The organism is Kitasatospora sp. NPDC059571 (assembly GCF_042735675.1).
In the GTDB taxonomy this organism is placed as follows: Bacteria; Actinomycetota; Actinomycetes; order Streptomycetales; family Streptomycetaceae; genus Kitasatospora.
This window is the reverse complement of sequence record NZ_JBHWBW010000002.1, coordinates 8,103-31,006: the sequence shown is the minus strand read 5'-3', so window position 1 is coordinate 31,006 and position 22,904 is coordinate 8,103. Positions and strand designations below refer to the sequence as shown.

Annotated in this window: 19 protein-coding genes; 13 read left to right on the top strand and 6 right to left on the bottom strand. The window is 71.8% G+C overall.

The window, feature by feature from the left end; all coding sequences use genetic code 11:
- From ACFV0G_RS00695 to ACFV0G_RS00650, 10 genes are read left to right on the top strand one after another with little or no spacing between them, the layout of a single operon-like run.
- A complete protein-coding gene (locus ACFV0G_RS00695) occupies positions 1–1,929 on the top strand; it encodes a B12-binding domain-containing radical SAM protein (protein WP_380539276.1) in 1,929 nt (642 codons plus the stop codon).
- Positions 1,930–1,952: 23 nt separating this feature from the next.
- On the top strand, positions 1,953–3,035 hold the full coding sequence (locus tag ACFV0G_RS00690; RefSeq protein WP_380539273.1) for a ThiF family adenylyltransferase: 1,083 nt from the start codon (positions 1,953–1,955) through the stop codon (positions 3,033–3,035).
- 16 nt (positions 3,036–3,051) lie between these two features.
- Complete coding sequence (locus ACFV0G_RS00685) at positions 3,052–4,356, top strand: MFS transporter (protein WP_380539270.1); 1,305 nt, start codon at positions 3,052–3,054, stop codon at positions 4,354–4,356.
- Complete coding sequence (locus ACFV0G_RS00680; protein WP_380539267.1) at positions 4,353–6,284, top strand: RiPP maturation radical SAM C-methyltransferase; 1,932 nt, start codon at positions 4,353–4,355, stop codon at positions 6,282–6,284. The genes ACFV0G_RS00685 and ACFV0G_RS00680 overlap by 4 nt, the downstream gene beginning before the upstream one ends.
- A gap of 11 nt (positions 6,285–6,295) precedes the next feature.
- On the top strand, positions 6,296–6,859 hold the full coding sequence (locus ACFV0G_RS00675) for a DUF5825 family protein (RefSeq protein WP_380539264.1): 564 nt from the start codon (positions 6,296–6,298) through the stop codon (positions 6,857–6,859).
- 39 nt (positions 6,860–6,898) lie between these two features.
- On the top strand, positions 6,899–8,281 hold the full coding sequence (locus ACFV0G_RS00670; RefSeq protein ID WP_380539261.1) for a hypothetical protein: 1,383 nt from the start codon (positions 6,899–6,901) through the stop codon (positions 8,279–8,281).
- Between the two features lie 31 nt (positions 8,282–8,312).
- Positions 8,313–9,971, top strand: coding sequence for an ABC-F family ATP-binding cassette domain-containing protein (locus tag ACFV0G_RS00665; protein ID WP_380539258.1), 1,659 nt, complete (start codon positions 8,313–8,315; stop codon positions 9,969–9,971).
- A complete protein-coding gene (locus ACFV0G_RS00660) occupies positions 9,958–11,352 on the top strand; it encodes a hypothetical protein (protein ID WP_380539255.1) in 1,395 nt (464 codons plus the stop codon). Before ACFV0G_RS00665 ends, ACFV0G_RS00660 begins: the two co-directional genes overlap by 14 nt.
- Positions 11,349–13,103 (top strand): carbamoyltransferase, encoded by a 1,755-nt coding sequence (locus ACFV0G_RS00655; RefSeq protein ID WP_380539252.1) that lies wholly within the window; start codon positions 11,349–11,351, stop codon positions 13,101–13,103. The genes ACFV0G_RS00660 and ACFV0G_RS00655 overlap by 4 nt, the downstream gene beginning before the upstream one ends.
- Positions 13,104–13,126: 23 nt before the next feature.
- Complete coding sequence (locus ACFV0G_RS00650; protein ID WP_380539249.1) at positions 13,127–15,166, top strand: hypothetical protein; 2,040 nt, start codon at positions 13,127–13,129, stop codon at positions 15,164–15,166.
- Here the strand turns inward: ACFV0G_RS00650 and ACFV0G_RS00645 are convergent, their stop codons facing one another.
- From ACFV0G_RS00645 to ACFV0G_RS00625, 5 genes are all read right to left on the bottom strand, one after another.
- A complete protein-coding gene (locus ACFV0G_RS00645) occupies positions 15,167–15,859 on the bottom strand; it encodes a GNAT family N-acetyltransferase (protein ID WP_380539246.1) in 693 nt (230 codons plus the stop codon). It abuts the gene before it with no gap.
- A 415-nt stretch (positions 15,860–16,274) separates the two neighbouring features.
- Entirely contained in the window at positions 16,275–16,484 is a 210-nt protein-coding gene (locus ACFV0G_RS00640; protein WP_380539243.1) for a heavy-metal-associated domain-containing protein, read from the bottom strand.
- A gap of 132 nt (positions 16,485–16,616) precedes the next feature.
- Positions 16,617–17,240 (bottom strand): sigma-70 family RNA polymerase sigma factor, encoded by a 624-nt coding sequence (locus ACFV0G_RS00635; protein WP_380539240.1) that lies wholly within the window; start codon positions 17,238–17,240, stop codon positions 16,617–16,619.
- Positions 17,241–17,373: 133 nt separating this feature from the next.
- Positions 17,374–18,159 (bottom strand): hypothetical protein, encoded by a 786-nt coding sequence (locus ACFV0G_RS00630; RefSeq protein WP_380539237.1) that lies wholly within the window; start codon positions 18,157–18,159, stop codon positions 17,374–17,376.
- 1,244 nt (positions 18,160–19,403) lie between these two features.
- Positions 19,404–19,898, bottom strand: a complete 495-nt coding sequence (locus ACFV0G_RS00625) for a hemerythrin domain-containing protein (RefSeq protein WP_380539234.1) — start codon at positions 19,896–19,898, stop codon at positions 19,404–19,406.
- A gap of 359 nt (positions 19,899–20,257) precedes the next feature.
- Here ACFV0G_RS00625 and ACFV0G_RS00620 point away from each other — a divergent pair, with 359 nt between their 5' ends.
- Positions 20,258–20,491 (top strand): DUF6296 family protein, encoded by a 234-nt coding sequence (locus ACFV0G_RS00620; RefSeq protein WP_380539231.1) that lies wholly within the window; start codon positions 20,258–20,260, stop codon positions 20,489–20,491.
- 347 nt (positions 20,492–20,838) lie between these two features.
- Here ACFV0G_RS00620 and ACFV0G_RS00615 read toward each other — a convergent pair whose 3' ends face one another.
- Positions 20,839–21,003, bottom strand: a complete 165-nt coding sequence (locus tag ACFV0G_RS00615; RefSeq protein ID WP_380539228.1) for a hypothetical protein — start codon at positions 21,001–21,003, stop codon at positions 20,839–20,841.
- 421 nt (positions 21,004–21,424) lie between these two features.
- Between ACFV0G_RS00615 and ACFV0G_RS00610 the strand changes: the two genes are divergently transcribed.
- Together ACFV0G_RS00610 and ACFV0G_RS00605 are read left to right on the top strand one after the other, a co-directional pair.
- Positions 21,425–21,958 (top strand): ferritin-like domain-containing protein, encoded by a 534-nt coding sequence (locus ACFV0G_RS00610; RefSeq protein ID WP_380539225.1) that lies wholly within the window; start codon positions 21,425–21,427, stop codon positions 21,956–21,958.
- A gap of 763 nt (positions 21,959–22,721) precedes the next feature.
- Entirely contained in the window at positions 22,722–22,871 is a 150-nt protein-coding gene (locus tag ACFV0G_RS00605; RefSeq protein ID WP_380539222.1) for a hypothetical protein, read from the top strand.
- The last annotated feature ends 33 nt before the right edge of the window (positions 22,872–22,904 follow it).

Below are 22,904 nucleotides of genomic sequence, written 5' to 3'. Positions count from 1 at the left end.
GTGGACCGACCGGACAGCAGGACCTCCCCCGGCACCGAAGCGGGCGGCCGGCCGGTGCAGTTGCTCTTCCCGCCGCTGGTCGAGTCCAACTTCGGGAGTGTCTACCCCGCTCCGGCGGTGCTCGCGGGCTATCTGGAGGCGAACGGGGTCGACTGCGGGCAGCACGACCTCAACGAGGAGTTCGCGGAGTACCTGTTGGAGAGGGACATCTGCTCCGCCCTCGGGGCAGGCGCCGTCCCCGGTGTTCCGGCCGACTCCCGGTGCGCGGCGGTCGCGCGCTGGGTGTCCCTCCATCGGTCGCAGCTGATCGACGACGACGGCCGGCACCTCCTGGGCCCGGACAGCCAGTACGGCTGGGTCATGGAGATCCTTGCGCAGCCGTTCGCGGTCGACCCGGACGCCGCCGTCCTGCAGCCACTGGACCGGACCTCCCGAGAGGTCGCGTACTACCTGGACTTCTACGAGCGGATCGGGATCGCCGCCCGGATCGGGGAGGCCCGCCTGGTCGGCATCTCCACGGCCATGGGTCCGCAGCTCCTGCCGGCACTCGCCCTCGCGCACCACGTGAAGCGTGCGCTTCCCGGAGTGCGCGTGGTGCTCGGCGGCCCGGCAGTGAGCCTCATGGCGGAACCGGAACTCGACCTGCTGCTGAGCTCGCACCGAGCGGTCGACGGCGTGGTGCGCTACGACGGTGAACACCCGCTGCTGGCGCTGGCCGAACAGGCCCTGCGGAAGGAGTGGCACCCGGAGCGCGTTCCCGGCGTGTCGACGCGTACGGCCGGCGGTGCCCGGCACGTTCCACCGGGCGCCGGCCCGAACCTCAACCGACTGCCGCGTCCCCGCTACGTCAAGGAACTGCTCGACCGACTGGCGAGCCCGACCCTGAGCATCACTCAGGCGCGCGGCTGTTACTGGGGCAAGTGCGACTACTGCGACTTCGTGGAGCTGTACGAGGGCAGTGCACCGTTCAGGGGGCGTCACCCGGACGCCTTCACCGACGAAGTCGAGTGGCTGGCGGCGGAGTTCGGCATCAACCGGTTCAGCTTCGTCACCGAGTCGATACCGCCCGCCTTCGCGCGACGGATGAGCCGGCTGTTCCTGGAGCGCGAGCTCAAGGTGACCTGGAGCTCCTTCGCCATGGTCGACCGGCGCTTCGACCGCGAGGTGCTCGACCTCATGGTGCAGGCAGGCTGCGAGTTCCTGGTGATCGGCCTCGAAACCATGATCACCCGGGTCCTGAAGCTGGTGCACAAGTCCGCGGACCGGGAGGAGAACATCCGGTTCCTGACCGAGGCCCATCAGGCAGGGATGCGCCTGAAGGTCAACCTCATCCCGGACCTCCCCTCGACCACCTACGAGGAATCACTCCGGGCCCTGGAGGACATGGAAGCACTCGCCCACTGCCTGGACTCGGTGTCGGTCTTCCCGTTCGAGGCCACCCGCTCGTCGAACGTGGGCCGGGCTCCGGACAAATTCGGCCTGCTCACCCTGCTCGACTCGAATGCCGTGGGTCAGTCCCAGTACGCGCTGAACCACCTCCACAACTCGGACCCCGCGATGACACCCGAGGAGCGCCGGGACGCCCATCGCAGGTATCGGGAGTTCGCCCGCCACGTGGAGGCCGTGCACGCCCCGCAGCCCGACGAGCAACCTGCCCCGGCGCCGGACACCATGCTTCGGCTGCCCGTTGAGAACCTCGATGTGATGGACCTCGGGGACAGGCTGGTCTGCACGCACATGGGCACCAGGCAGCGACTCACCGTCCCGCCCTCCGCAGCACCGATCATCCGTCCGTACCTCGACGGACGACCGTTCGCCGCGGGTGCGGCCTCCCCCGGGGACCGCAACGGGGTGCCGGACGCGGTCCGGCAGCTGCTGTCCGTCCGGCTGCTCGTCGAGGCACCGCCCGTGGAACGGTCGGGGAGGTGAGGCCGACCGACAACGGGGCGACCGTGAGCGACGATCAGCCGGAGCGACTGCGCCTGGTCGAGTCGGTGGTGACCGTCGCGGACGCCGACGGCGTTCGGCTGATTCGAGGGCATGAGGTGCTCAGGGTCCGCGGCGAGGCGGCGTCGCTGTTCACCGACGTCGAACGCCTGCGCACGGGACTGTCCCGCGAGGAAGCCGCGGCCGGGCAGCCGCGTTCCGTCCTCCGGCAGTTGGTGGCGCGCCTCGGCAGCATGGGCTGGCTGGCCGGACACGATCCCGAGTATGGCCGGGGCACGCCGATCGAGCGGCAGATCGGCTATCTGACGCTCTTCGGAAGTGACGCCGCCGCGATGCAGCAGCGGATCTCGAAGGCACGGGTCGCAGTCCTCGGTGTCGGCGCCGTCGGCGGCATCGTCGCGCAGCACTTGGCGGGGGCCGGGGTGGGCGAACTGTGGCTCATCGACCACGACCGGCTCAGCCTGCACAACCTGAACCGCCAGTTCCTGGGAGGCCGCCAGGACGTCGGCAGAGCCAAGATCGACGTCGCGGCGGACTCGTTGACACGGCTCGCCCCCGGCCTTCGGATCCACCCCCTCGACCTGCGCGTGGCCTCGCCGACCGACCTCCAGCAGCTCACCGGGCCGGTCCATCTGCTGATGGTCGCCGCCGACACTCCCTCGAACATCGTCGACATCGCCTGGCAATGGGCGCGGTCGCGGGGTGTTCCGGTGTGCACGGCAGCTGTCGGACTCGGGGTCGGCTTCTGGGGGCCGTTACTGGTGCCCGACCGGGGGCACTGCTGGGAGTGCTTCGAGGCCGGCAGGAGGTCCTTGCTCTCCACCGAGGAGGCAGCGGCGGAGGAAGCGGCCGACCGGCCCACGCCGTACTCCTTCGGCCCGGCGAACACGGCGGTCTCGGCGCTCTGCGCCCAGGAGCTCCTCAGATTTCTCGCCGTGGGCACCTGCGCCGTGCTCAACCGACGTGGGCACATCCGCTTCGCCGACAGCAGGACGTCCTTCCTCGAGGGAAGCGCGTGCACGTGCCGGACGGTTCTTCGCGAAACGGCTGCGGACAGCCCCCGGCCGACCACAGAACAGCAGCACTAGAAAAGGATGAACTGCCTTGTCCCGTAAGTCAGCCCTCGCCGCGACAGGGTTCTTCCGCCTCTGGACGGCGGAATCGGTCTCCATGGTGGGATCACAGATCACTGTCTTCGCCCTGCCGCTGGTTGCCGTGCTGACCTTGCGTGCGTCCGCCTGGCAGATGGGACTGCTCACGGCATCGGCCTCGCTGGCGGTGCTGCTCCTGGGGCTGTCTGCGGGCGTGTGGGCCGACCAGTACGATCGGCGCGCCGTGATGCTCGGAGCAAACGCGGTACGCGGTGTCGTTCTGCTGTCCGTGCCGGTGCTGTACTGGTTCGACGAACTCGATCTGACCGTCCTGCTGGTGGTCTCCTTCACGGTCGGTGCCATGTCGTTGCTCTTCGACAGCGCCATGTCGGCCTACCTTCCCCGTCTCGTGGGCGACAAGGAGCTCACCGCCGCGAACTCCTGGATCCAGGCCACCGAGTCGGTCGGCGACGTGGGCGGCCCCGGACTTGCCGGCATCGTGGTCCAGGTGCTCGGCGCACCGGTGACCATCCTGGTGGACAGCGTCAGCTACCTGGTGAGCAGCATCTCGCTCCTCACGCTCCCCGCCGCACCACCGGAGACCGGCCACGACCGTCCGGACCAGTCCCACCGGCAGGCAATCGCGCAGGGCTTGAAGCTGCTCTGGAGCAACCGGATCCTGCGCCCCCTCGCGGTGGCAGCGGCCCACTTCAATCTGTTCACCTCGATGTTCTTCGCCCTCTTCGTGCTCTACGCCGTCAAGGTGCTCGACTTCAGCCCGTTCCTGCTCGGTCTGGTCACGACCGTCGGGGGCGTGGCCGGCCTCCTGGGCGCCACCGCTGCCGGCAAGCTCTCGCGGCGATTCGGCGCGGGCCGCACCATGATGGCTGCCTACGCAATCCCGGGAACGGCAGGTCTGCTGGTGCCGGTCGCGGCCTCGTTCGGCACCCCGGTCGCGGTGGCCTGCCTCACGGCGTCCACCTTCTTCTGGTCCTTCTGCGTGGTCATCCTGCTGATCACCGGAATGTCGCTGCGGCAGCGGCTGGTGCCCGACGAGTTCCGAGGGAGGGTCAGCGCCACGTTCCGTTTCATTGCGTGGGGCATCGAGCCCCTGGGGGGACTGCTCGGCGGACTTCTCGGTTCCAGCGCCCTCGGGCTGCGCGGCACCATGACGCTGGCTGCTCTCGGAATCGTGCCCTCGGCCCTGTGGGTGGCCTTCAGCAGGGTGCGGAAACTGGGCGATGTCGCCTCGGTCCCGACCGATCTCAGCATGTCCGCATCGCCGTCCCCGTCCACTCGAGAGGAGGTCACGCAGTGACGTTCGTCGAGATCGGTCCGCCCCCACCGAGCAGCAGCGGCCGGGTCGTGCCGCTGCGCGTGCTCCTGGTCAGCATGCCGTGGGCATCTCTGGACATGCCCTCGCTCGCGCTGAGCACGCTCACGCCGCTGGTCCGCGACCATGCGGCGGTGGCGTCGGTCGATGTGCTCTACGCCAATCTGCAGTGGGCGGACTACGTGTACACCCACACCGAAGGGCGCATCGGCGAGGCGGACTTCAACCGGATCGCCCGTGGTGACTTCGTCGGCACCGGCGAATGGGTGTTCTCCTCCGCGCTCTACGACTCCCCGCAGGAGGCAACGGCACCCGAGGACACTCCCTTCTACGGCCTGGCCGCCTCCCGGGGTGCCGAGTTGGCGGCGCCGGCCGAGATGTACTCGCTCGCTCCGGGCTTCGTTCGAGAGCTGGCGCGGACGATCGCGAGTGGTGACTACGATCTCGTGGGTCTGACCACCACTTTCGACCAGAACATCGCCTCGCTCGCGCTTCTCCGCCAGCTGTCGCTCCGGAAACCCGAGCTCGTCACCGTTCTCGGCGGCGCCAACTGCGACAGCGAGCAGGGCGCGGCGCTGCACCGCAATTTCCCGTTCCTCGACTACGTGGTCCGGGGGGAGGCCGAACAGCCGCTGTCCGAACTCCTGCAGATCGTGGCCGAGTGCGCTGCCGGCCTGCACGGCGAGGCCCGCGCGAGCCGACTGCGCGAGATTGCCGGACTCTGTTGGCGGGACGGGAGCGGCCGTGCGCGGGTCAATGCGGCGCGCGGTGGCACGGTGACCATGGACGCGGTCCCCACACCTGACTTCAGCGCCTACTTCGAGGGTTTCGAGGCCAGCGAGGCGTGCCGGCACCTCCTGCCCAAGGTGCCGTTGGAAGGCGGCCGGGGATGCTGGTGGGGCCAGAAGCACCACTGCACGTTCTGCGGCCTGAACGGGACCCTGATGACCTTCCGATCCAAGTCGCCGGAGCGGGTTCTCGACGAGATCGTGGACATCGTCGGCAAGCATCGGACGCTGGACCTGCTGTTCGCCGACAACATCCTGGACATGAGGTACCTGAGCACGCTCCTTCCGCGGCTGGGAGCGCTCGGGTGGGATCTCCGGCTCTTCTTCGAGGTGAAGTCGAACCTCAACTACCGGCAACTGCTGCAGATGGCCGACGGCGGCGTCACCCAGATTCAGCCCGGCATCGAGAACCTGAGCACTCGGGTGCTGGAGCTCATGCGCAAGGGCGTTACCGGCTGGCAGAACGTCCGGCTGCTGCGCGACTGCCGTTCCCTCGGCATCCTTCCGAGCTGGAACGTCCTCTACGGCTTCCCCGGCGAATCCTGGTCCGACTACCGGCCGATCATCGACCGGATCGGCCATCTGACCCACCTCACGCCGCCCGACCTCAGTGCCAGGATCAGGCTCACCCGGTTCAGCCCGTATTTCACGGACCCGACACTGGGGCTGGACAACCAGGGACCGTCCGCCCTGCTCTCCGCGATCTACCGGCTTCCCACCGAGGAACTCCGCGACCTGGTCTACGTCTTCGACAGCACGCCGGCCGGCATCGACGACGAGGGCGGTGCCGGCCTGGACCTGGCGATCCGGGACTGGCAGCAGCGGCACGTCGGCGCCCGACTGGTGGCGCTCGAGGAAGGCGACCGGCTGCGGATCGTCGATGAGCGCGACCGACGTTCGCCCCGGGAACACCTGTTGGACACACCGATGGAGAGTGCCGCCTACCGCGAACTCCTCAAGGGCCGGACGGCCGATGTGCTGCGCCGACGGTTGACGGACGCGGGGCATCGCGACGCCGGCGGTGGCCGCATCGAGGCGCTGCTCACCGACTGGCACCAGGACGGACTCGTCTTCCGGGACGGTGCGCACTACGTGGCCCTGGCCACCGGAATGGGGTGGTCGTGAAACCCGACGTGATGGCAGTGCCGACTGCCCGGGGTCTCTTCGAGCCCTGGGAGGCGGGCCGGCCGTGCGACCGCGCCCGGCTCGTCGCACTCGCCCGCTCCGGACTGCGGGGCCTGCGGCTGACCGACTTCACGACGCTCGACTCGGGCGACCCGAAGGCGGCCGCGCAGCACCTGACCATGCTCTGCGAGGCGGCCGGGGTGGGTCTGCGCGTGTCCTGGCGGGGTGAGATCGCCGGTATCCCGTGGCAGCCCCTGTGCCACCTGGATCCACCACGCGGGCGCGACGGCGTCACCGCGTGGCCGATCCCGCGCACCGCCCTGCTGCTGATGCGCCTCGGCCCCGGCTTCGTGCTGGTCGAGGACCGGCGGGAAGGAGCGGTGCGCCGTGTCTTCCTCGACGACCCCGCTCAGGTACGGATGCTCACCACAGCGGACCTCGGGTACGTGGCCGCCGATCGGCTCTCCCCCGAGGACTCCGCCGCCGTCGGGGCGCTCGCCGAGCGACAGCTGTTCACAGCGGTCGGCGACCTCTGGGTCCGGCTACCGGTGAGGTTCCGTCATGCCACATCCTGAGATTCCGGCCCCGATGCCGGCCCGGTCCGCGGGGGCCGCATGCTGACCGGCGCCGACCTGATCCACCGCACGCTGGCACCCTGGTACCGGGGGCGCCGGGTCGTGCTGGTCGGCCGACCGCTCGGCCAGGTGGGACCACTGGTGGAGGCCCTGCTGGCGATGGGTGCCGAGGCTCCGTTCCTGCTGGCGAATGAGCCCGGACGGCCGCCCCGGGGTCTGGCAGGCTTCCACGTCGTCCGTGCGGACATGGCCTCGCGACGGACCTACACGCGCGATCTGGTCCGCCTCGTCGCTGATCCGCCGAACGCGGTGCGCGCCGCTCTGGCAGGTTACGACCCCGAGGGTTCCGCACTCGTACTCACGCCGACCGGCGCGGTGCCGCCCACCATGGACGGCCGCGCGGTGGCCGGCAGCGGCCACCGCCGGCACGGCATGCTCGGCACTCTGGACGAGCTCGACGCGCTCTGGGACGCCGTCGGATCGCGCCGGCTGCCGTACGACACGGTCGATTGCAGCCACGCCGCGCTCGCCGAGGCCGCCGCGCGGCGCGATCTCGGGTACGGGACCCTGTGGCAGGGAATCGCTCGGGATCCCGAGGGGCCACCGGCAGCACACACCCATCTCGTCCGCAGTGGCCAGGATGCCGTCCGGGCGGCGTCGAGGTTCTCGGCGACCTGCGAACGGGCTCGGGTTTCGCCGGTGGTGCCCGGCCTGGCTGTCGGCATCACCGGGTTCGTGCTGCCCGGCGGCGCCGCGGTGCTCCCCCCGTACGAGGACATCGTGCTTGAACGGAACGGAGAAGTGTCGAGCCTGGGGTGCTCCACCTTCTTCGAGCCGTCCCCGGAGGCACGTTCGGGCATGGTCGCGATGGCCCGCGCGATCGGCGAGCGGCTCGACGGGAAGCTGGGCTACCGGGGGCCGTACCGGATGAGCGGCCTGCTGGTCGGGGACGCATTCGTCCCCGTCGACCTGGCCCTGGGCGGCGGTCTCGTCCATGCGTTCTTCGAGTCCAAGGTTCCCGGACTCTGCCTCGAACTGCTGAATGCCGCCCTGATCTCCGGCTTCTCGCCCGAGCTGACTCCGACCGAGCTGGAGGCCGTCCTGGCCGCCGCGGTCGAGCGTGATCGGGGCTCCGTGCTGGTGGTGGAGACACCGGCCGCTCCGCCCTCCGGCACCCGGAGCCGATGGCTGACCCGCAAGGACGGCCTGCTGCAGGTGGCCGAGCCGAGATCCCGCAGTGTCGGCTCTCTGGTCCACACGCCATCGGGTGGCGCCGGCAAGCTGCTGCTGATAGCAGGGCCGTCCTTTCCGGGCCGAGGCGGGATCATCGGAGCCGATGCGGCGTTGGCCTGTCGGATCGCGGAGCGCGAGTGGAATCTGGGGATCGGCGAGACAAGCGCACCGTGGCCCGGACCACGGTGAGCGGGCAGGCGGGCCGTGCGGGGAGGACGCAGTGGGTCATATCGAAGTAGCAAACCTGGAGTTCACGCTGCCCGGAGGCCGACGGCTGTTCGCCGACACCTCGTTCCGGGTCGGCGACGGCGCGAAGGCCGCACTGGTGGGTGCCAACGGAACGGGCAAGACGACCTTGCTGGAGATTCTGGCCGGCGTCCGGCAGGCCAAGTCCGGATCGGCGGGGATCGGCGGCACGCCCGGTGTGATGAGGCAGTTCATCGGATCGATCAATGACGCCACCACGATCCGCGAGTTCCTGGCGGATCTTGAACCACCGGCCCTTCGCACGGCCTTCCGTGCCATGGAGAAGGCCGAACGGGACCTGCACCGGCACGACCACGAGCCGACCCAGCTCGCCTATGCGGCCGCCATCTGTGAATGGGGCGAACTCGGCGGCTACGAAACCGAGATCACCTGGGACATCGTCTGCTCCGCCGCGCTCGGCCTGCCCTTCCAGGAGGCGCAGCACCGCGAGATCCGATCGCTCTCGGGCGGCGAGCAGAAGCGGCTCGCCCTGGAGAGCCTGTTGCGCGGTCCGTCCGATGTCCTGCTGCTCGACGAGCCGGACAACTACCTGGACGTACCGGGAAAGCGCTGGCTGGAGGAGGCCCTGCGGGCCAGCTCGAAGACCGTCCTGCTGGTCAGCCACGACCGGGAGTTGCTGGCCCGGGCGGCGACCCACATCGTCACCATCGAGGGCCACGGCGCCTGGGTCCACGGCGGGGGCTTCAGCAGCTACCCCGAGGCCCGGCAGCGCCGGATCGAGGTGCTCGAACAGCGCCACCGGGACTGGGAGGACGAACACCAGCGGCTCAAGGACCTCGTGCGGACCCTTCAGCAGCAGGCGAAGATCTCCTCTGCCATGGCAGCCAAGTACCGCGCGACCCAGACCAGGCTGGCCCGCTACGAGGCCGCCGGTCCGCCGCCCGAGCGACCGGAGGAGCAGCGGGTGCGGATGCGTCTGGCCGGAGGCCGCACCGGCAAGCGGGCCATCATCTGCGAACGGCTCGAACTGGACGGCCTCACCAAGGAGTTCGACCTGGAGATCCAGTACGGGGAACGGATCGCCGTGCTCGGCGCGAACGGGACCGGCAAGTCGCACCTGCTCCGGCTGCTCGCCGCCGGCGGCAGCGCGGGCGCGCGCCACGACGAGGTGGTCCACGGTCCTGCCGTTGCACACACCGGCACGGCCCGGCTGGGCGCGCGGGTCCGACCCGGATGGTTCGCGCAGACGCACGTGCGCCGGGACCTCACGGACCGCAGCCTGGTGGCGATCCTTGGCCGAGGGGATGACAACCGGGAGGGCCTGCAGCGAGGGCCCGCCATCGGGGCGCTGCGCCGCTACGAGCTCCAGGCCCAGGCCGACCAGACCTTCCAGCAGCTCTCCGGCGGTCAGCAGGCACGTTTCCAGATCCTGTTGCTGGAGTTGGAGGGCGCCACCCTGCTGCTCCTCGACGAGCCCACCGACAACCTGGACCTCCACAGTGCGCAGGCATTGGAGGACGGCCTCGCGGATTTCCGGGGAACGGTCATGGCAGTCACACACGACCGCTGGTTCGCCCGCAGCTTCGACCGTTTCCTCATCGTTCACGCGGACGGCACGGTCGCCCTTTCCGACAAGCCCTACTGGGGGGAGGAGTCCAGTGCGCGCGTATGACTGGTCCCGGCCGCAATTGTCGAGCGGCGGGCAGGCCTCCCGCTCCATCGAGGAGATCTTCGGCCTCGGGGCGGAGGCGTTCGCGGCGGTCCCCGTGCTCAGCGGCGTTTCCGTACCGAGCAGTGGTCTCACCTATGTCACCGGATATTCGGGGGCGGGCAAGAGCAAGCTCCTGGAACTCTTCCTCGCCGACCATCCGGAGGCCCACGTTCCGAGCGCTCCGACGGACGATCGCCCGTTGCTGGAGCTCTTCGACCTGCCGCTGCCGGAGGCACTCCATCTCCTGGGTCAGGTAGGACTCGGCGAGGCGTTCTGCTATCTGACGCCGTACCGGCAGCTCTCGGACGGTCAGCGCACGCGCGCACGGATCGCTCTGGCCTACGCGGGCGACCACCGGCTGCTGGTGATCGACGAGTTCCTGTCCACCCTCGACCGGACGAGTGCGCAGATCGCCGCCTACGGATTTCAGCGGTTCTGCCGGCGCAACAAGGTGAGTGCCGTGGTCGCCACCGCCCATGCGGATCTTGCCGACGCACTCGGCCCGGACTTGTTGATCACGCTCGACTACAACGGACAGCACACCGGCGAGCGGCCCGACCGGGGTGCCCGCACGCCCTTCGCGGACCGGATCACCGTCCGCCGCGGCACCCTGGCCGACTACGACGAGCTGTCTCGCTTCCACTACATGGGTGGCCTGGACGTCCCCCCGGACGCGTTCGACCTCAGCGTCCAGGTGGCGGAGGTCGCCGGCAAGGTGGCCGCCGTGAAGGTGCAGTCGCCGCCGTATCCCCGCTCCTGGGAGCGATTCCGGGCGTTCCGGGACGTCAACGAGAGTCTGACGGTGTCCCGGCGCACGGTTGTGCATCCCGTCTTCCGGAGCCTGGGACTCGCCCGGATCATCTGCAATCCGCAGTTGGCCGACAGGCCCCGGGTCTTCATCCGGTCGGCACTGGGCCGGTTCCAGCCCTTCCCCCTCTCGGCGGGCTATCGAGAGGTGCCGGTGGCCAGCAACCGACGGACCGAGCTCGCCGCCGCGGTGGACGACCTGTTTCCCCCAGGAGACTCGGCCGGTGGCCGGGCGGCGGCCGGAACCCCCCTGTCCGCCGAGGTGACGGCAGTTCTCCGCCTGCGCTGTGTGGAACTCCTGCTGAACGAGTACGTGCAGTACCGGGAGCTGGCGGGCCTGACGCCGCTCGACGGCAACGCCCTGGACAAGGTCCGGATCTGGTTCGAGCGGTGCAACGAACTCCTGTCCGGCGACCAACTCCTGTCCGCTGCGAGGCCGCTTGCCATGGCTGGATTCATTGCCGAGTGGGATCCCCTGCAGGGATCTCCCGGCCCCGGCCGGCCGGCCGGTCACGAGGTTGGAGCGACTGCATGATCACCGTCGGCCTGTCCGCGCTCTACCACGACTCGGCCTGTGCCCTCCTCGTGGACGGCAAGCTGGTGGCCGCCGCGCACGAGGAGCGGTTCACCCGTCGCCGCCACGATGCCCGGATGCCCGTGGAGGCCTTCCGGTTCTGCCTGGACCGGGCCGGCGTGGGCATCGACGACATCGACTGCCTTGCCTATTACGAGGACCCGAGCGCCAAGCTGGCTCGGCAGCTGTGGACGCTGCTGCCCACCGGGGGGATGGGCAGCAGGGGGGCGCTGCTCAAGCTCGATGCCACCCGTCCGCTCCGTGAGATCCGCCAACTCCTTGGATACGAGGGCCCGGTGGACTTCGTCACGCATCACGAGTCACACGCGGCGAGCGCCTTCTACTGCTCCGGCTTCGAGGAGTCTGCGCTGTTCGTCGCCGATGCGGTCGGGGAGTGGGCCACCACCAGTTACGGGTCGGGGACGGCCGAGGGCCTGCACCTGGTGGAGGAGGTGAGGTTCCCGCACTCCCTCGGACTGCTCTACAGCGCAGTGACCAACTATCTGGGCTTCGAGGTCAACAGCGACGAGTACAAGGTCATGGGGCTCGCACCCTACGGCAAGCCGCGGTTCGTCGACCGCCTGGAGTCCTTGTTCGCTCGGCGAGGCGGGGGCCAGTTCCGGCTGGACCTGCGTTACTTCGACTTCGGCGGCGGCCGGCGGATGTTCACCGATGCACTGCCGGACCTACTGGGGATCCCTGCGCGGTCGCCCGAAGGCAGCCTCTCCTCGCTCCACGAGGACATCGCGGCCAGCCTCCAGTCCCTGCTGGAATCCGTCCTGTTGGAGAACCTGACCCACCTGAGCACGATCGTGCCGAGTGGCCGGCTGTGCTATGCGGGTGGTGTTGCGCTGAACTGCGTGGCCAACTCCGTTCTGCGCCGACGGGGGCCGTTCGACGAGATCTTCGTGCAACCCGCGGCCGGTGACGCAGGTGGCGCGATCGGGGCCGCGGCGCTGGTCCACCACCGGCAGACCGGGCAGTTCCCGAGGCAGCGGCTGCGTGACGCCCGGTTGGGATACGCCGAACGCCCGGCACGCGTCCGGGCGCTGCTCGCCGAGAGCGACATCGCCTTCCGGGACTTCGACGGTGATCGGGCAGGGCTGGTCGCCACCACGGCGACCGCGCTGGCCGGCGGGGCCGTGGTGGGCTGGTTCCGGGGGCGCGCCGAATTCGGCCCCCGGGCGCTCGGAAGCCGGTCCATCCTCGCCGATCCCCGCGACGACCGGATGCGCGACCGGATCAACGCGCTGGTGAAGAAACGCGAGGCGTTCCGGCCGTTCGCGCCCGCAGTGGCGGCGGAGCGCTGCGCCGAGTTCTTCGACCTCGACATCCCGTCGCCGTTCATGCTGGAGACGGCCCAGGTGATCGTGGACGGACTGCCGGCGATCACCCACGTCGACGGCTCGGCCCGCGTGCAGACGGTGGACGGCTCCGACGACCCGGCCTTCCACGCCCTGCTCACCGCCTTCGGCGAGCGGACCGGTATCCCTGTCCTGCTCAACACGTCGTTCAACATGCGGGGCGAGCCGATCGTCAACTCGGCGGAGGACGCACTGGCGTGCTTCGTGCGCTCCGATCTCGACGTTCTGGTGATCGAGGACTGCATCATCCGCCGCGAGGACGTGCCCGCCCCGCTCAGGGAACGTCTCCTGAACAGTTCCCCCTACCGGACGCCCACGGCCAGCGAAGCCGTCTACACCTTCTTCTGACATGTCGATTGGAAGCCCCACGCATGACCATCGATAAGGACTCGATCGACCGGGCCGACCACCTCGCCGCACTGCTCTCGGACGAACGGGGTGCACAGATTCTGGCCGCCGTGCAGAAGGTCGCCCGGGCACGCACGCCGGCCACGGCACCCGTCGCGTCCTCCCCCGAGGACCGGCGCGTCGGTGTCTGGGAGGCCGTGCCCGGCCCCGCCGGGTGCGAGCTGATCGCACGGACCGCCGACCCGCAGACCGGTCGGCTGTGGGCGGACGTCGAGCGTGTCCCGGGCAAGGCAGGGGCCCGCCGGGTCGCGGTGGTCGGCGAGTCCACCGCACGCGGGTACCTCCTCGACCCCGTGGTGACCCCCACCGGCGTGCTCCAGCAGCAACTGGACCACATGGCCGGGGCCGGCAGCTACCAGTGCGTGGACCTTGCCCGGACCGGCGCCGGGGTGCTCGACCTCGCCCGGGTGGTCTCCGCTCTGCCGCAGCTGGAGGTCGATGTCCTGGTCCTGCTGGCCGGGAACAACTGGAGCCTGCAGCAGCTGAGTCTGACCGATGGGGATCTGCTCGCCGACGCCCTGGCCGAGGGCGGCGTCGCAGGCCTGCGCGCCGTGTTCGAGGACCGGATCGTTCGGCCGACGGTCGCGGCGCTGCTGCGCAGGGTGCAGTCGGTGGCACGGTCGGGCGGCATGCAGGTCGTCGTGGTCGTACCCGAGTTCAACCTGGTGGAGTGGACGCCGGAGGAGACATGGTCCGTGGGCGTGCTCCCCGGCGAGCGGAGCACCGAGTGGCACCGGCTCGGCGCGCTGGCCCGCGCCGAGATCGGGAAGCGGCACTGGCAGCGGGCCATCGAGCTCTGCGACCGGATGGCCGAGCTCGACGACGGCAGCAGCCCGGAGCCCGGACGGCTGCGCGGACTCGCACTCACGGCCCTCGGCGATCACGCCGGCGCCCGGCGGAGCTGGGAGGCGTCACGGGACGCGGTCACCGGCCAGCTCCTGGCCCATACACCGCGGGTGACCGCACGGCTGCAGGAGACGCTCCGCCGTTTCGCCGCGGAGAACGAGTACGGGCTGGTGGACCTTCGGCGCGAGCTGGCCGCGCCTGACAGCGGGCTGCCCGACCCTGCCCACTTCCTCGACTACTGCCACCTGAGCACGGCCGGTATGACGGTCCTGGCCCATGCCGTGGCGGAGCAGGTCGTCGCCGGTGCCCCGCCGGCGTCGGAGAACAGTCGGCAGAGCCTGCCGTCCGTCCCGGCCGGGGGCAGCAGGAGCGGTGCCCCTGCCACCGCCGCGGCACCCGAGCAGGAGGCAGTGGGACACCTGCTGGCCGCGTGTCACAACGCCTGGCACGGCCAGCCCGAGGAGACCCTTCGCCGGCACATCTCCGCGGCCCTGCGGCTCGGCGGAGGCCGTGAGCCGGCCGAATCACTGCTCGGGTGGCTCACGACCTCGATCCCCGGCTGGGCCACCGGACGGTTCAGTGATCTCTGCTACTTCCCTCATGCCGAACGGTATCTGAGCCCCAACGCGGTCCGAGCCCCGCTGACGCTCGCCCGTACCGCCCTCCCGAGGGTGCTCGCGGAACTGCTGGCGGTCCCGATGCCACAGGGAGCTGCCGGCACCGCCGACGAACAGCACGACGTGATCGACCTGTTGGCCGGACGCCGGGACGACGCGGCGGAGCTGAGCCAGGCTGCGCGTTCCTCCTTCTTCCGATCCGCGACCCCGGTCTTCCGTGCCGGCTTCCGTGCGAAGGCACCCGGCAGGTGCCGCCTCGACCTGCACTATCGGACACCCCACCCGGCCCGGACCCCCGTGCTCGGCCGGCTGGAGGTCAACGGGCAGTTCGCCGCTCCGCTCCCACCGAGCAGGACCTGGACGAAGGTGACGGTCACCGCAGACGCGCGGGACCTCAACAGTGTGGCAGTGCGGTGGCCCTCCGCCGAGCAGAGCGAGTCCGCGTGGCGCGAGGAGTCGGTTCACGCGCTGAGGACGGGCAGGTCGCCCGTCATGCTTCCGGTGTTCGGTGAGATCTTCCGGGCGCAGGTGCGTCTCTGATCACCGCTCGGCGCGGGCGGCCGCGTCGACACGGGTGAACACATGGGAGCGACCGATCTCGACGAATCCCCTTCGGGCGTACCACTGCCGGGGCCAGTCGGCGGCCGCGGCGAGGAGGAACCGAAGCTCGTAGGTCGAGGCGCGGGTCAGGGCGGCCGCGAGGACGGCGTCCGCGTAGCCGCGGCGCGTGTGCGCCTCGGCGGTGACCAGGTCCTCGATCTGTGCAATCTGCCGCTCGGGGTCGAGGTAGACATCGGCCCAGGAGGCGATCGCACCGCTCTCGTCCCGTGCCGCGAGGAAGTGGACCTGATCGGCGCTGCGGAGCCGGGCCGTTCGCCGACCGGCCAGGTGCCGAATCACCGTCTCCTCCGCATCGGGCATCCACAGCCGGAGCTGGTGCTCCACCGCGGGGAGCAGGTCGTCGAGCGAGACCGGTCCCACGCGCTCGTCGACCACGGTGTCCGGACCGGAGTAGGTCATGATCAACTCGATCTCATGGACGTACCCGGCCGCGTCGAGCAGGGGGGCGCAGGCCCGGCCGACGGTGTCGTCGAGGACGGTGATCCGGCGATGAGGGAGGTGACCGAGGAAGTGGTCCGCGACCTCGACGAGCCCGGCAGGCATCGATTCGCCGTCGACGATGACCTGGTTGTTCTCATGGGAGGCCGCGAACGCCGGATCCAGCACAACCACCCCGCCGGAGATGTCCGTCGCGGAGGTTGCCTGCCGTCGGGCCAGAGCCGAACGGAAGGCCGACACACGCCGAAGAGTCGTGGCTGTCACCGCGGCAGCCTACCAAGGCGCCACCGGGCGACCTCGCGGCGGACGGAGCGCTGGCCGCACTCCCCGCCGCACACCGGGATGTCAGGAGACGTGCAGGGTGAGCACGGCGGTGTGCAGCTTCCCCGCGGTCCGGGACTGCAGGCAGGCCTACCAGGAGCAGGGGCCGGGGAACGGGCCCGGCCGTGGTCACGGCCCGCCGGTCGTGGCGGACCGTGGCCGAGTTCCCGCCGTGAGCGTCGCCACCACCCGGACGGCTCGGGCCGGCCGGCGCGAACGGACGGCCCGACCGGAGCCACCCGGTGGCGAACCCCGTCGGGGCGACCGCTCAGAGCCGGCCGGTCATCGTGAAGCCCGCCGTGTCGATCGCGGCCCGGACCCGGTCCTCGTCGACCTCACCGGTGACGGTCACCCGTCCGGTCCCGGCGTCGGCCGTGACGGCGGTGACACCGGGAAGGGCGGAGAGTTCGCCGCTGACGGTCCGCTCGCAGTGGCCGCAGCTCATTCCCTCGACGGCGAAGACGGTGGCGCTGGACATGTCTGACTCCTCGGGAAGGTGGTGCACGGCCCGCGGCACGGACCGTGGTGCGCGTCCACGACAGCGCACGATCGGTGGCGGGGCACCGGGACGCGCCGCCCGGTGCCCCTTTCGAATGGAACGGGGAACCGATCAGGCCGCCCGGCCGACCGGGGCCCGGTCGGCGTGTTCGGCGTCGGCGAGCCGGCGGATGAGGGCGCCGCGGGCCCGGTTCACCCGGGAGCGGACGGTGCCGATCGGACAGCCCGTGAGCTCGGCGACCTCCCCGTACGGCAGGCCGAGCACGGCGGTCAGCAGGAAGGCGTCGCGGCGTTCGGCGGGCAGCGCGTCGAGCAGCCCGGTCAGCGCGATGCCGTCCACGAAGTCGGGCAGGTCGCCGTACTGGCCCTTCTCGACGGCGCTCTGCCAGTCGTCGGTGTCGATCAGGCGGGGCCGGGCCGCGGCGAGGCGGATCCGGTCCACGACGGCGCGGCGGGCGATGGACCTCAGCCAGGTGCGGGCCGAGGAACGGCCCTCGAACCGGGGCAGGCTGCGCAGCGCCCGCAGGTAGGTGTCCTGGGTGAGGTCGTCGGCGGCCTGGGGCTCGCCGCTGAGGTGGGCGACGAAGCACCACACATCGGCGCGGGTGGCGCGGACGAAGCGTTCCACCGCGACCGGGTCGCCGCCGCGGGCGGCCAGCGCCCAGGCGGTCACGGTCGGGTCATCGGGCCGTGCGCTCCGGGTGACGGTGCGCGAGGACGGCAGGGCAGGGGTCATCGCCGGGTGTCCTTGCTCGGGAGACAGGGGCGGCCGGGCGGGCCGCGGGACCGGTCCGGGGCGCGCGGCGGCGGCACCGCTGCCCGGGCGGGCACGGCGTCGGCCGGAGGGGCTGCCCCGGTGTGACGGGCCGTCAGTGGACGGCGGTCACCACCGGCGGTCCCCGCGTGGTGAGGGCGCGCACGAGCAGCCACCGCCGGGGGCGGCGCCGCACCGAACGCAGGCGACGCCGCCGCGGCGGCTGCGTCGGCCCGGCGACCCCGAGCACCAGGAGCACGGGAGCGAAGAGGCGGGCCGCGACCGTGCGGGCCAGCCCGTGAACGGCGCGCTCGCCGGCCGCCAGCCACAGGCCGAGCAGCACGGCGGCCAGCAGGTGTGCGGCCAGCATGCCGAGCATGCCGCCGCCGTGCTGGTGCGCCGTCATCGCCAGGGCGTCGTGCGGCAGCGCGGTGCCGGGCATCACCGTGCGCGGCAGGTCCGCCATCGCAGAGGTGTCGGGCAGGTCCGGCGGGAGCACGGCAGGTCCGCCACCGGGGGGCGACCCCGGATCGAGGCCGGCGGCCTCGACCAGTTGCACCGCCTGCGCCTCGGTCAGCGGCCCGGAGCCGCACAGCAGCAACTGCGCCCATCGGGTGGCGAATTCGCCGGGGGCGGGCGCCGCGGACGCGGCCTGGCCGAAGGAGAACACGGCGTGCAGGGCAGCCTGAACGCCGACGGTCAGCCCGGCGACCAGCAGCGGTCCGCGCTCCCGGCCGGCCGCCGGCCAGGCGAGCCCCCCGACGCCCGCGAACGCGGCGGCCAGCGCCCAGCCGGGCACGGGCTCGCCCGACATCAGGACGTGGCCGATGGCCGCGAGCACCACACAGGCAGCCGCGAACACCGCGGCCCGCCCCGTCCGTGCAGCTCGTCCCGTTCCCATGACGGGCCCATCGTCGCATCCCTGACGGGTCTTCAGCGACGCCCGCCGCCACGATTTCGACCGATCGGACGGCATGTGACCGGGATGGTTTCGCCGGGACTCGGACCGCCCGCCGACCGAGCGAGGATCCCGGCGGTGCCCCGTGCCGTGGAGTCGCTGCCGGTGGTGGACTTGGCCGCCGCGGTGCCCTGCGGGGCCGGGTCGGCCCTGGCGCTCGCCACGGCGCTCGCGGCCGCGTCGTCGCTGCCGGCCGTGGCGGCGCTCAGCCGCAGGACCGGGGCGGTGCTCCGGCTCGGCCTCGCCCTCCTGCCCACCGGACGACGGCGCGGGTACGCCCCTTCAGCAGGGCGTTCAGAGCAGGGGACTCGCGGAAGTCCACGCCCGCCGTGTCGACCGTCCGCGGCGCACCACACGGACGCAGCTCCACAGCACGCCGTCCAGATCGACCTCGCCTGCCGGGAGTGGCACGGTCCCGACCTTCCCGGGCCGAGCGGCCGGGCGCGGCCACCCCGACGCGGTTCAGCGCAGAACCGGACCGCCACCTGGGCAACCGCGCCCGGGACATACGAATCCTTCAGCCCCCGTTTGGTGCACTGACCAGGCGGTATACGCGCTGCTGCGGTGAGGAACGCCGGTCGGAACACCCTCTGCGGAGGCGGTTCGGGACCGCTCGTCTCCCCGACCGTCCTCCTCCACAGCACCACTGCACATCCCAGGGAGGCCGCCGTGATCATCCTCGGCGTCATTCTGCTCATCATCGGCTTCGTCACCGGGATATCGATCCTTTGGACGATCGGCATCGTGCTCGCCGTCATCGGCCTCATCCTGTGGGTCGCCGGCCTGCTGGGCCGCGAGGTCGGGGGGGGGCCCCCCCCCCCCCACCCCCCCCCCCCCCCCCCCCCGCCCCCCCCCCCCCCCCCCCCGCCCCCCCCGCCCCCCCCCCGCCGCCCGCGCGGGCGGCCGCTCCCCCCCACACACCCCCCGCGCCCCCCCCCCCCCCCAATACAACCCCCGCCCCGCCCCCCCCGCGCCGCCCCCCCGCCTGCCCCCCCCCGCGGGGCCGCCGTGCCGACCTGCGCGAAGGCCAACGCGGCAGACGGGGACCCGCGAACGACAGCCGCGCCGCATTACTGCCGGAAGGGCGCGCCGCACCGCAGCGCGCCTGCCGGACTCCACTCCGACGGACACGTCGGAGCCGTCGCCGACGCTCCGGATCCGCTGTCGAGTCGGGGCCCGGGTGAGCGTCACTGGCTGAGTGCGTCGGCGACCTTCTGCAGCACGGTGGGGCGCTCGGGCCTGCGGGGCGCGGTCCGGCCGACGGTCAGGAGCCGCTCGCCGATGTCCTGCAGGCGCTTGCGGCCCAGCGCCTCGCGGACCCGGGGGAACCAGTCGTGCTCCTCGGTGTCGATGTGTCGGGTGACCGCGTCCGCGAGCACGGCCACCTTGGCGACCAGTTCGGGGTGATCGCCGTCCATGTCGGCGATCTCCGCGCACAGGAGGTCGGCAACGTGGTGCTCCTGGTGCGCCTGGTCCATCTCCTCGGCGAGGTCGGGTACCTCTGCGCGGATGCGCGGGTACATGACCTCGTCCTCGAGGTAGGTGTGGACCGTCAGGGCCCGCACGATCTCGTCGGCCTTCTCGCTGCGCGACCGGGCGTCGTCAGCCCGCTCGAATTCCCGGAACAGGCGCTTGATCTCCTTGTGGTCCTCTTTCAGCAGCACGATCGCATCGGTGGACACAGCTACCTCCCGCTGGGTGAACCTCCGTACCCTCCGCCTCCGCGTCGCCCCGGCCTGCCGGGAGTGCGCGGAGCCGCGAGAGCACGACCGGGCGGGCCGACCGGTCCGCCCGCACAGGCGGCTGCCCAGGTCGGAGTCGTTCCATGCACGGAACGCGCTGGCCGAATCGGCCTCTGCCCGAAGGCACAGGACTCGATCATCCCGCTCACCCGCTCCGCCGGGGGTCTGCCCCGGTCACGGCAGCACCGAAGGATCAGGCCGCGACTGGCCCGAGGATCACTGATCAAGGCCTCGGCGATTGGGCAGGAGCCCGTCAGGTGCTGGAGACCGCAGCACCGAGGTGTGTACGGAGGTGCGGCATGGCCACCACGATGAGGACGACGCATTACCTGGTGACCCTGCCGGGGCAGGTGGGCTGCCACGCGCCGCAGCGGCGCGTCGAGGTCCGGCCGACCGGGGAGGCCGGCCCGCACGGCCATCCACTGTTCGCGGACGCCACTGGGGAACTGGTCGTGGAGATCACGCCCGAGAACATGGCCCTGCCGACCGGCGGGGCCGTCCTGCTGCACGCCCATCCGGTCACCGGCCGGTAGGGCGAGCTGTTCCCTGCCGCACGGCGCTCCCGCGTGTACGGGGTACCGGGCCGCAGCAGTGGCACGCACAGAGCGCCGGTCTCAGCCGGATCCGCCGGCCAGGGCCGGGCGGCCGTCGGTGCGGACGGTGAAGACCTCACCGGCCCCGGTGAGGTCGAACAGGCGCCGGATGTGTGGTCCGGGCCCGGTCTGCCGCCCGGAAGCCCACGTGGCGGGCAGCCCCCGTCGGCCGTCCGATCGGGCTTGCCGAGACGCCACCCGTCTCCACCCTCCTCGCTCTCCCTCCAGTTCATCGGACCGCCGGCGAGGCCCTCGACCCCGCCGGCGGCACCCCGCTGCCCCGGGCGTCACGGTGCCGCGGCATCGGCCGCCGGCGGCTCGGGCTCCTCGTCGTGGTCGGCCTTGGCCCGCACATCGGGCGGGGTCGGCGCGGTGATGTTCCGCTGCTCGGAGGACCGCTCCCGGGCCTCCTCGTCGTGCTGCGGGTCGTCCTTCTTCTCCGGAGTGCTCACGGCAGTGCTCCCTTCGTCGGGCCGTCGCCACGCTCGCGCCTGCCCAGTGCATCGGCCGGCAACCGCGGATCGGGCGTCACGTACCGAGCTGCGCCTCGGCGCGGTCGACGGCCTGTGACAGCGCCCCGATCACCGACCGGACGAAGGGACTGCCGCCCGGGCACCGTTCCAGGGACGGAAGCGGCCGGAGGTCGAGGCGGGCGGTGAACCCGGCCGCCCCGACCCGTCGCGCCCGGTCGATCCCGGCGCGGCCACCCGAACGGCGCCGGACGACACGAGGCCGACGGCGGGCCGATGTCCCGACGGCAGGCCATGTCCCGAGGCCGGTCCGAACCGGTTGGCACGTGGATTCCATGCGTGCCGTCCGGCGGGTGGGGAAGGCGCGGCGAGATCCCCTTCCCGACCGTTTGGAGGAACGGCCATGGCCGACGACTTCGTCATCGACGTCACCCGGATCCGCGACGAGGCCCGCCAGAAGATGTCGGAGGGCCCCGTCACCGACACCTACGGCCTCGACCCGCAGAAGGTGATCGCCGTCCTCAACGACGTGGTGGCGACCGAGGTGGTGTGCTGGCTGCGCTACACCCGGCACGCCATCTCCGCCACCGGCATCGACCGGGCCCAGGTCGCGGCGGAGTTCACCGAGCACGCCGCCGAGGAGATGCAGCACGCGCTGCGGGCCGCCGAGCGCATCTCGCAGCTCGGCGGCGAGCCCGACTTCGACCCGGCCTCGCTGGCCGCGCGTGCCCACACCGACTACACGACGCCGGACGGCAAGGACCTGAAGGCGATGCTGGAGCACAACCTCCTGGCAGAGCGAATCGTCATCTCGACCTACCAGGAGATCGCCCGCTGGCTCGGCGACGACGACCCGACCACCCGTCGCATGATCGAGACGATCCTCGAAGAGGAGGAGGAGCACGCCGACGACCTCAGCGACCTGCTGGCCACGTGACCCGGGCGCCCATGTGCCTGGAGCCTGCACGGTCGGCGTGAGCGATCACTGACTCCCCCGCCGGGCCCCTCGTTGACCGGCCGCGTACACGTCCCTGCCGCAACGTCGCCGCCGCCGGGTCGACGCGGGGCCGGTGGCGTGCAGACGCAGCCCGCGCGGCCCGGAGTACGCAGGGTGGCAGCCCAGCCGCTCGACGGGTGGGGGCGGTAGCACGGTCGGGCGTGGGTGGTGTGCCCGGGAGGACGCGGACCAACCGTTGCCGATCGCGCCCGGCCCGGACCGGGCGCGGCGCGCCGCGACCCCCACACACCGGGAGGGTGTGGGGTGGGCGCCGCCCGGGCGGGCGGCCCCCCCGCCGCCGGGCGGCGGGGCCCCCCGTGGCCCTCGCGCCCCGGCCCCGGCGCGGGCGCGGCGCGCCGCGTCCCCGACACCTCGTTCGGGTGTGGTGTCGCCGCCGCCGGGCAGGCGCTCCCCAGCTGACCCGGGCGGTCAGCCACCCGAGCACAGGCAGGTGAGAACGATGACCACCGAACCCGCCGACCTCACGGGCCCCCGCAGAGCGCCGGACACGACACCTCCGGGATCCGCGCATCGGCCGGAGGAGGCCGACCGCCCCGGCCGGGCCGTGCCCGGCCGCAGCACGAACGAACCGCCCGGGGCAACCCGCCGACCGCGTCCGTCGTCCCCCGGCACGGCGGCTCGGGAGGTCGCGGGGGACCCTGTTGCCAGGGGAACGGGTGCCACCACCTTCTCGCAGCAGGTCGTGGCGAAGATCGTGGGCACGGCCGCGCGCGAGGTTCCGGGCGTCCACAGTCTCGGCAACGGGCCCGACGCCGGCGACGGCGTGAACGTCGTGGTCCCGGGGGCGGCCGGCGCGGCCGCCCCCCATGTGGTGCAGGTGTATCGAGAATAGGTGCCCCTCGAGGGGGGCGCCGGGCGCGCCCCC

Excerpts from the sequence above, each read along its gene's own strand:
- ACFV0G_RS00675 (WP_380539264.1), top strand. The coding sequence starts at position 6,296 with ATGGCAGTGCCGACTGCCCGGGGTCTCTTCGAGCCCTGGGAGGCGGGC.
- ACFV0G_RS00670 (WP_380539261.1), top strand. The coding sequence starts at position 6,899 with ATGCTGACCGGCGCCGACCTGATCCACCGCACGCTGGCACCCTGGTAC.
- ACFV0G_RS00655 (WP_380539252.1), top strand. The coding sequence starts at position 11,349 with ATGATCACCGTCGGCCTGTCCGCGCTCTACCACGACTCGGCCTGTGCC.
- ACFV0G_RS00650 (WP_380539249.1), top strand. The coding sequence starts at position 13,127 with ATGACCATCGATAAGGACTCGATCGACCGGGCCGACCACCTCGCCGCA.
- ACFV0G_RS00640 (WP_380539243.1), bottom strand. The coding sequence starts at position 16,484 with ATGTCCAGCGCCACCGTCTTCGCCGTCGAGGGAATGAGCTGCGGCCAC.
- ACFV0G_RS00635 (WP_380539240.1), bottom strand. The coding sequence starts at position 17,240 with ATGACCCCTGCCCTGCCGTCCTCGCGCACCGTCACCCGGAGCGCACGG.
- ACFV0G_RS00630 (WP_380539237.1), bottom strand. The coding sequence starts at position 18,159 with ATGGGAACGGGACGAGCTGCACGGACGGGGCGGGCCGCGGTGTTCGCG.
- ACFV0G_RS00620 (WP_380539231.1), top strand. The coding sequence starts at position 20,258 with ATGGCCACCACGATGAGGACGACGCATTACCTGGTGACCCTGCCGGGG.
- ACFV0G_RS00610 (WP_380539225.1), top strand. The coding sequence starts at position 21,425 with ATGGCCGACGACTTCGTCATCGACGTCACCCGGATCCGCGACGAGGCC.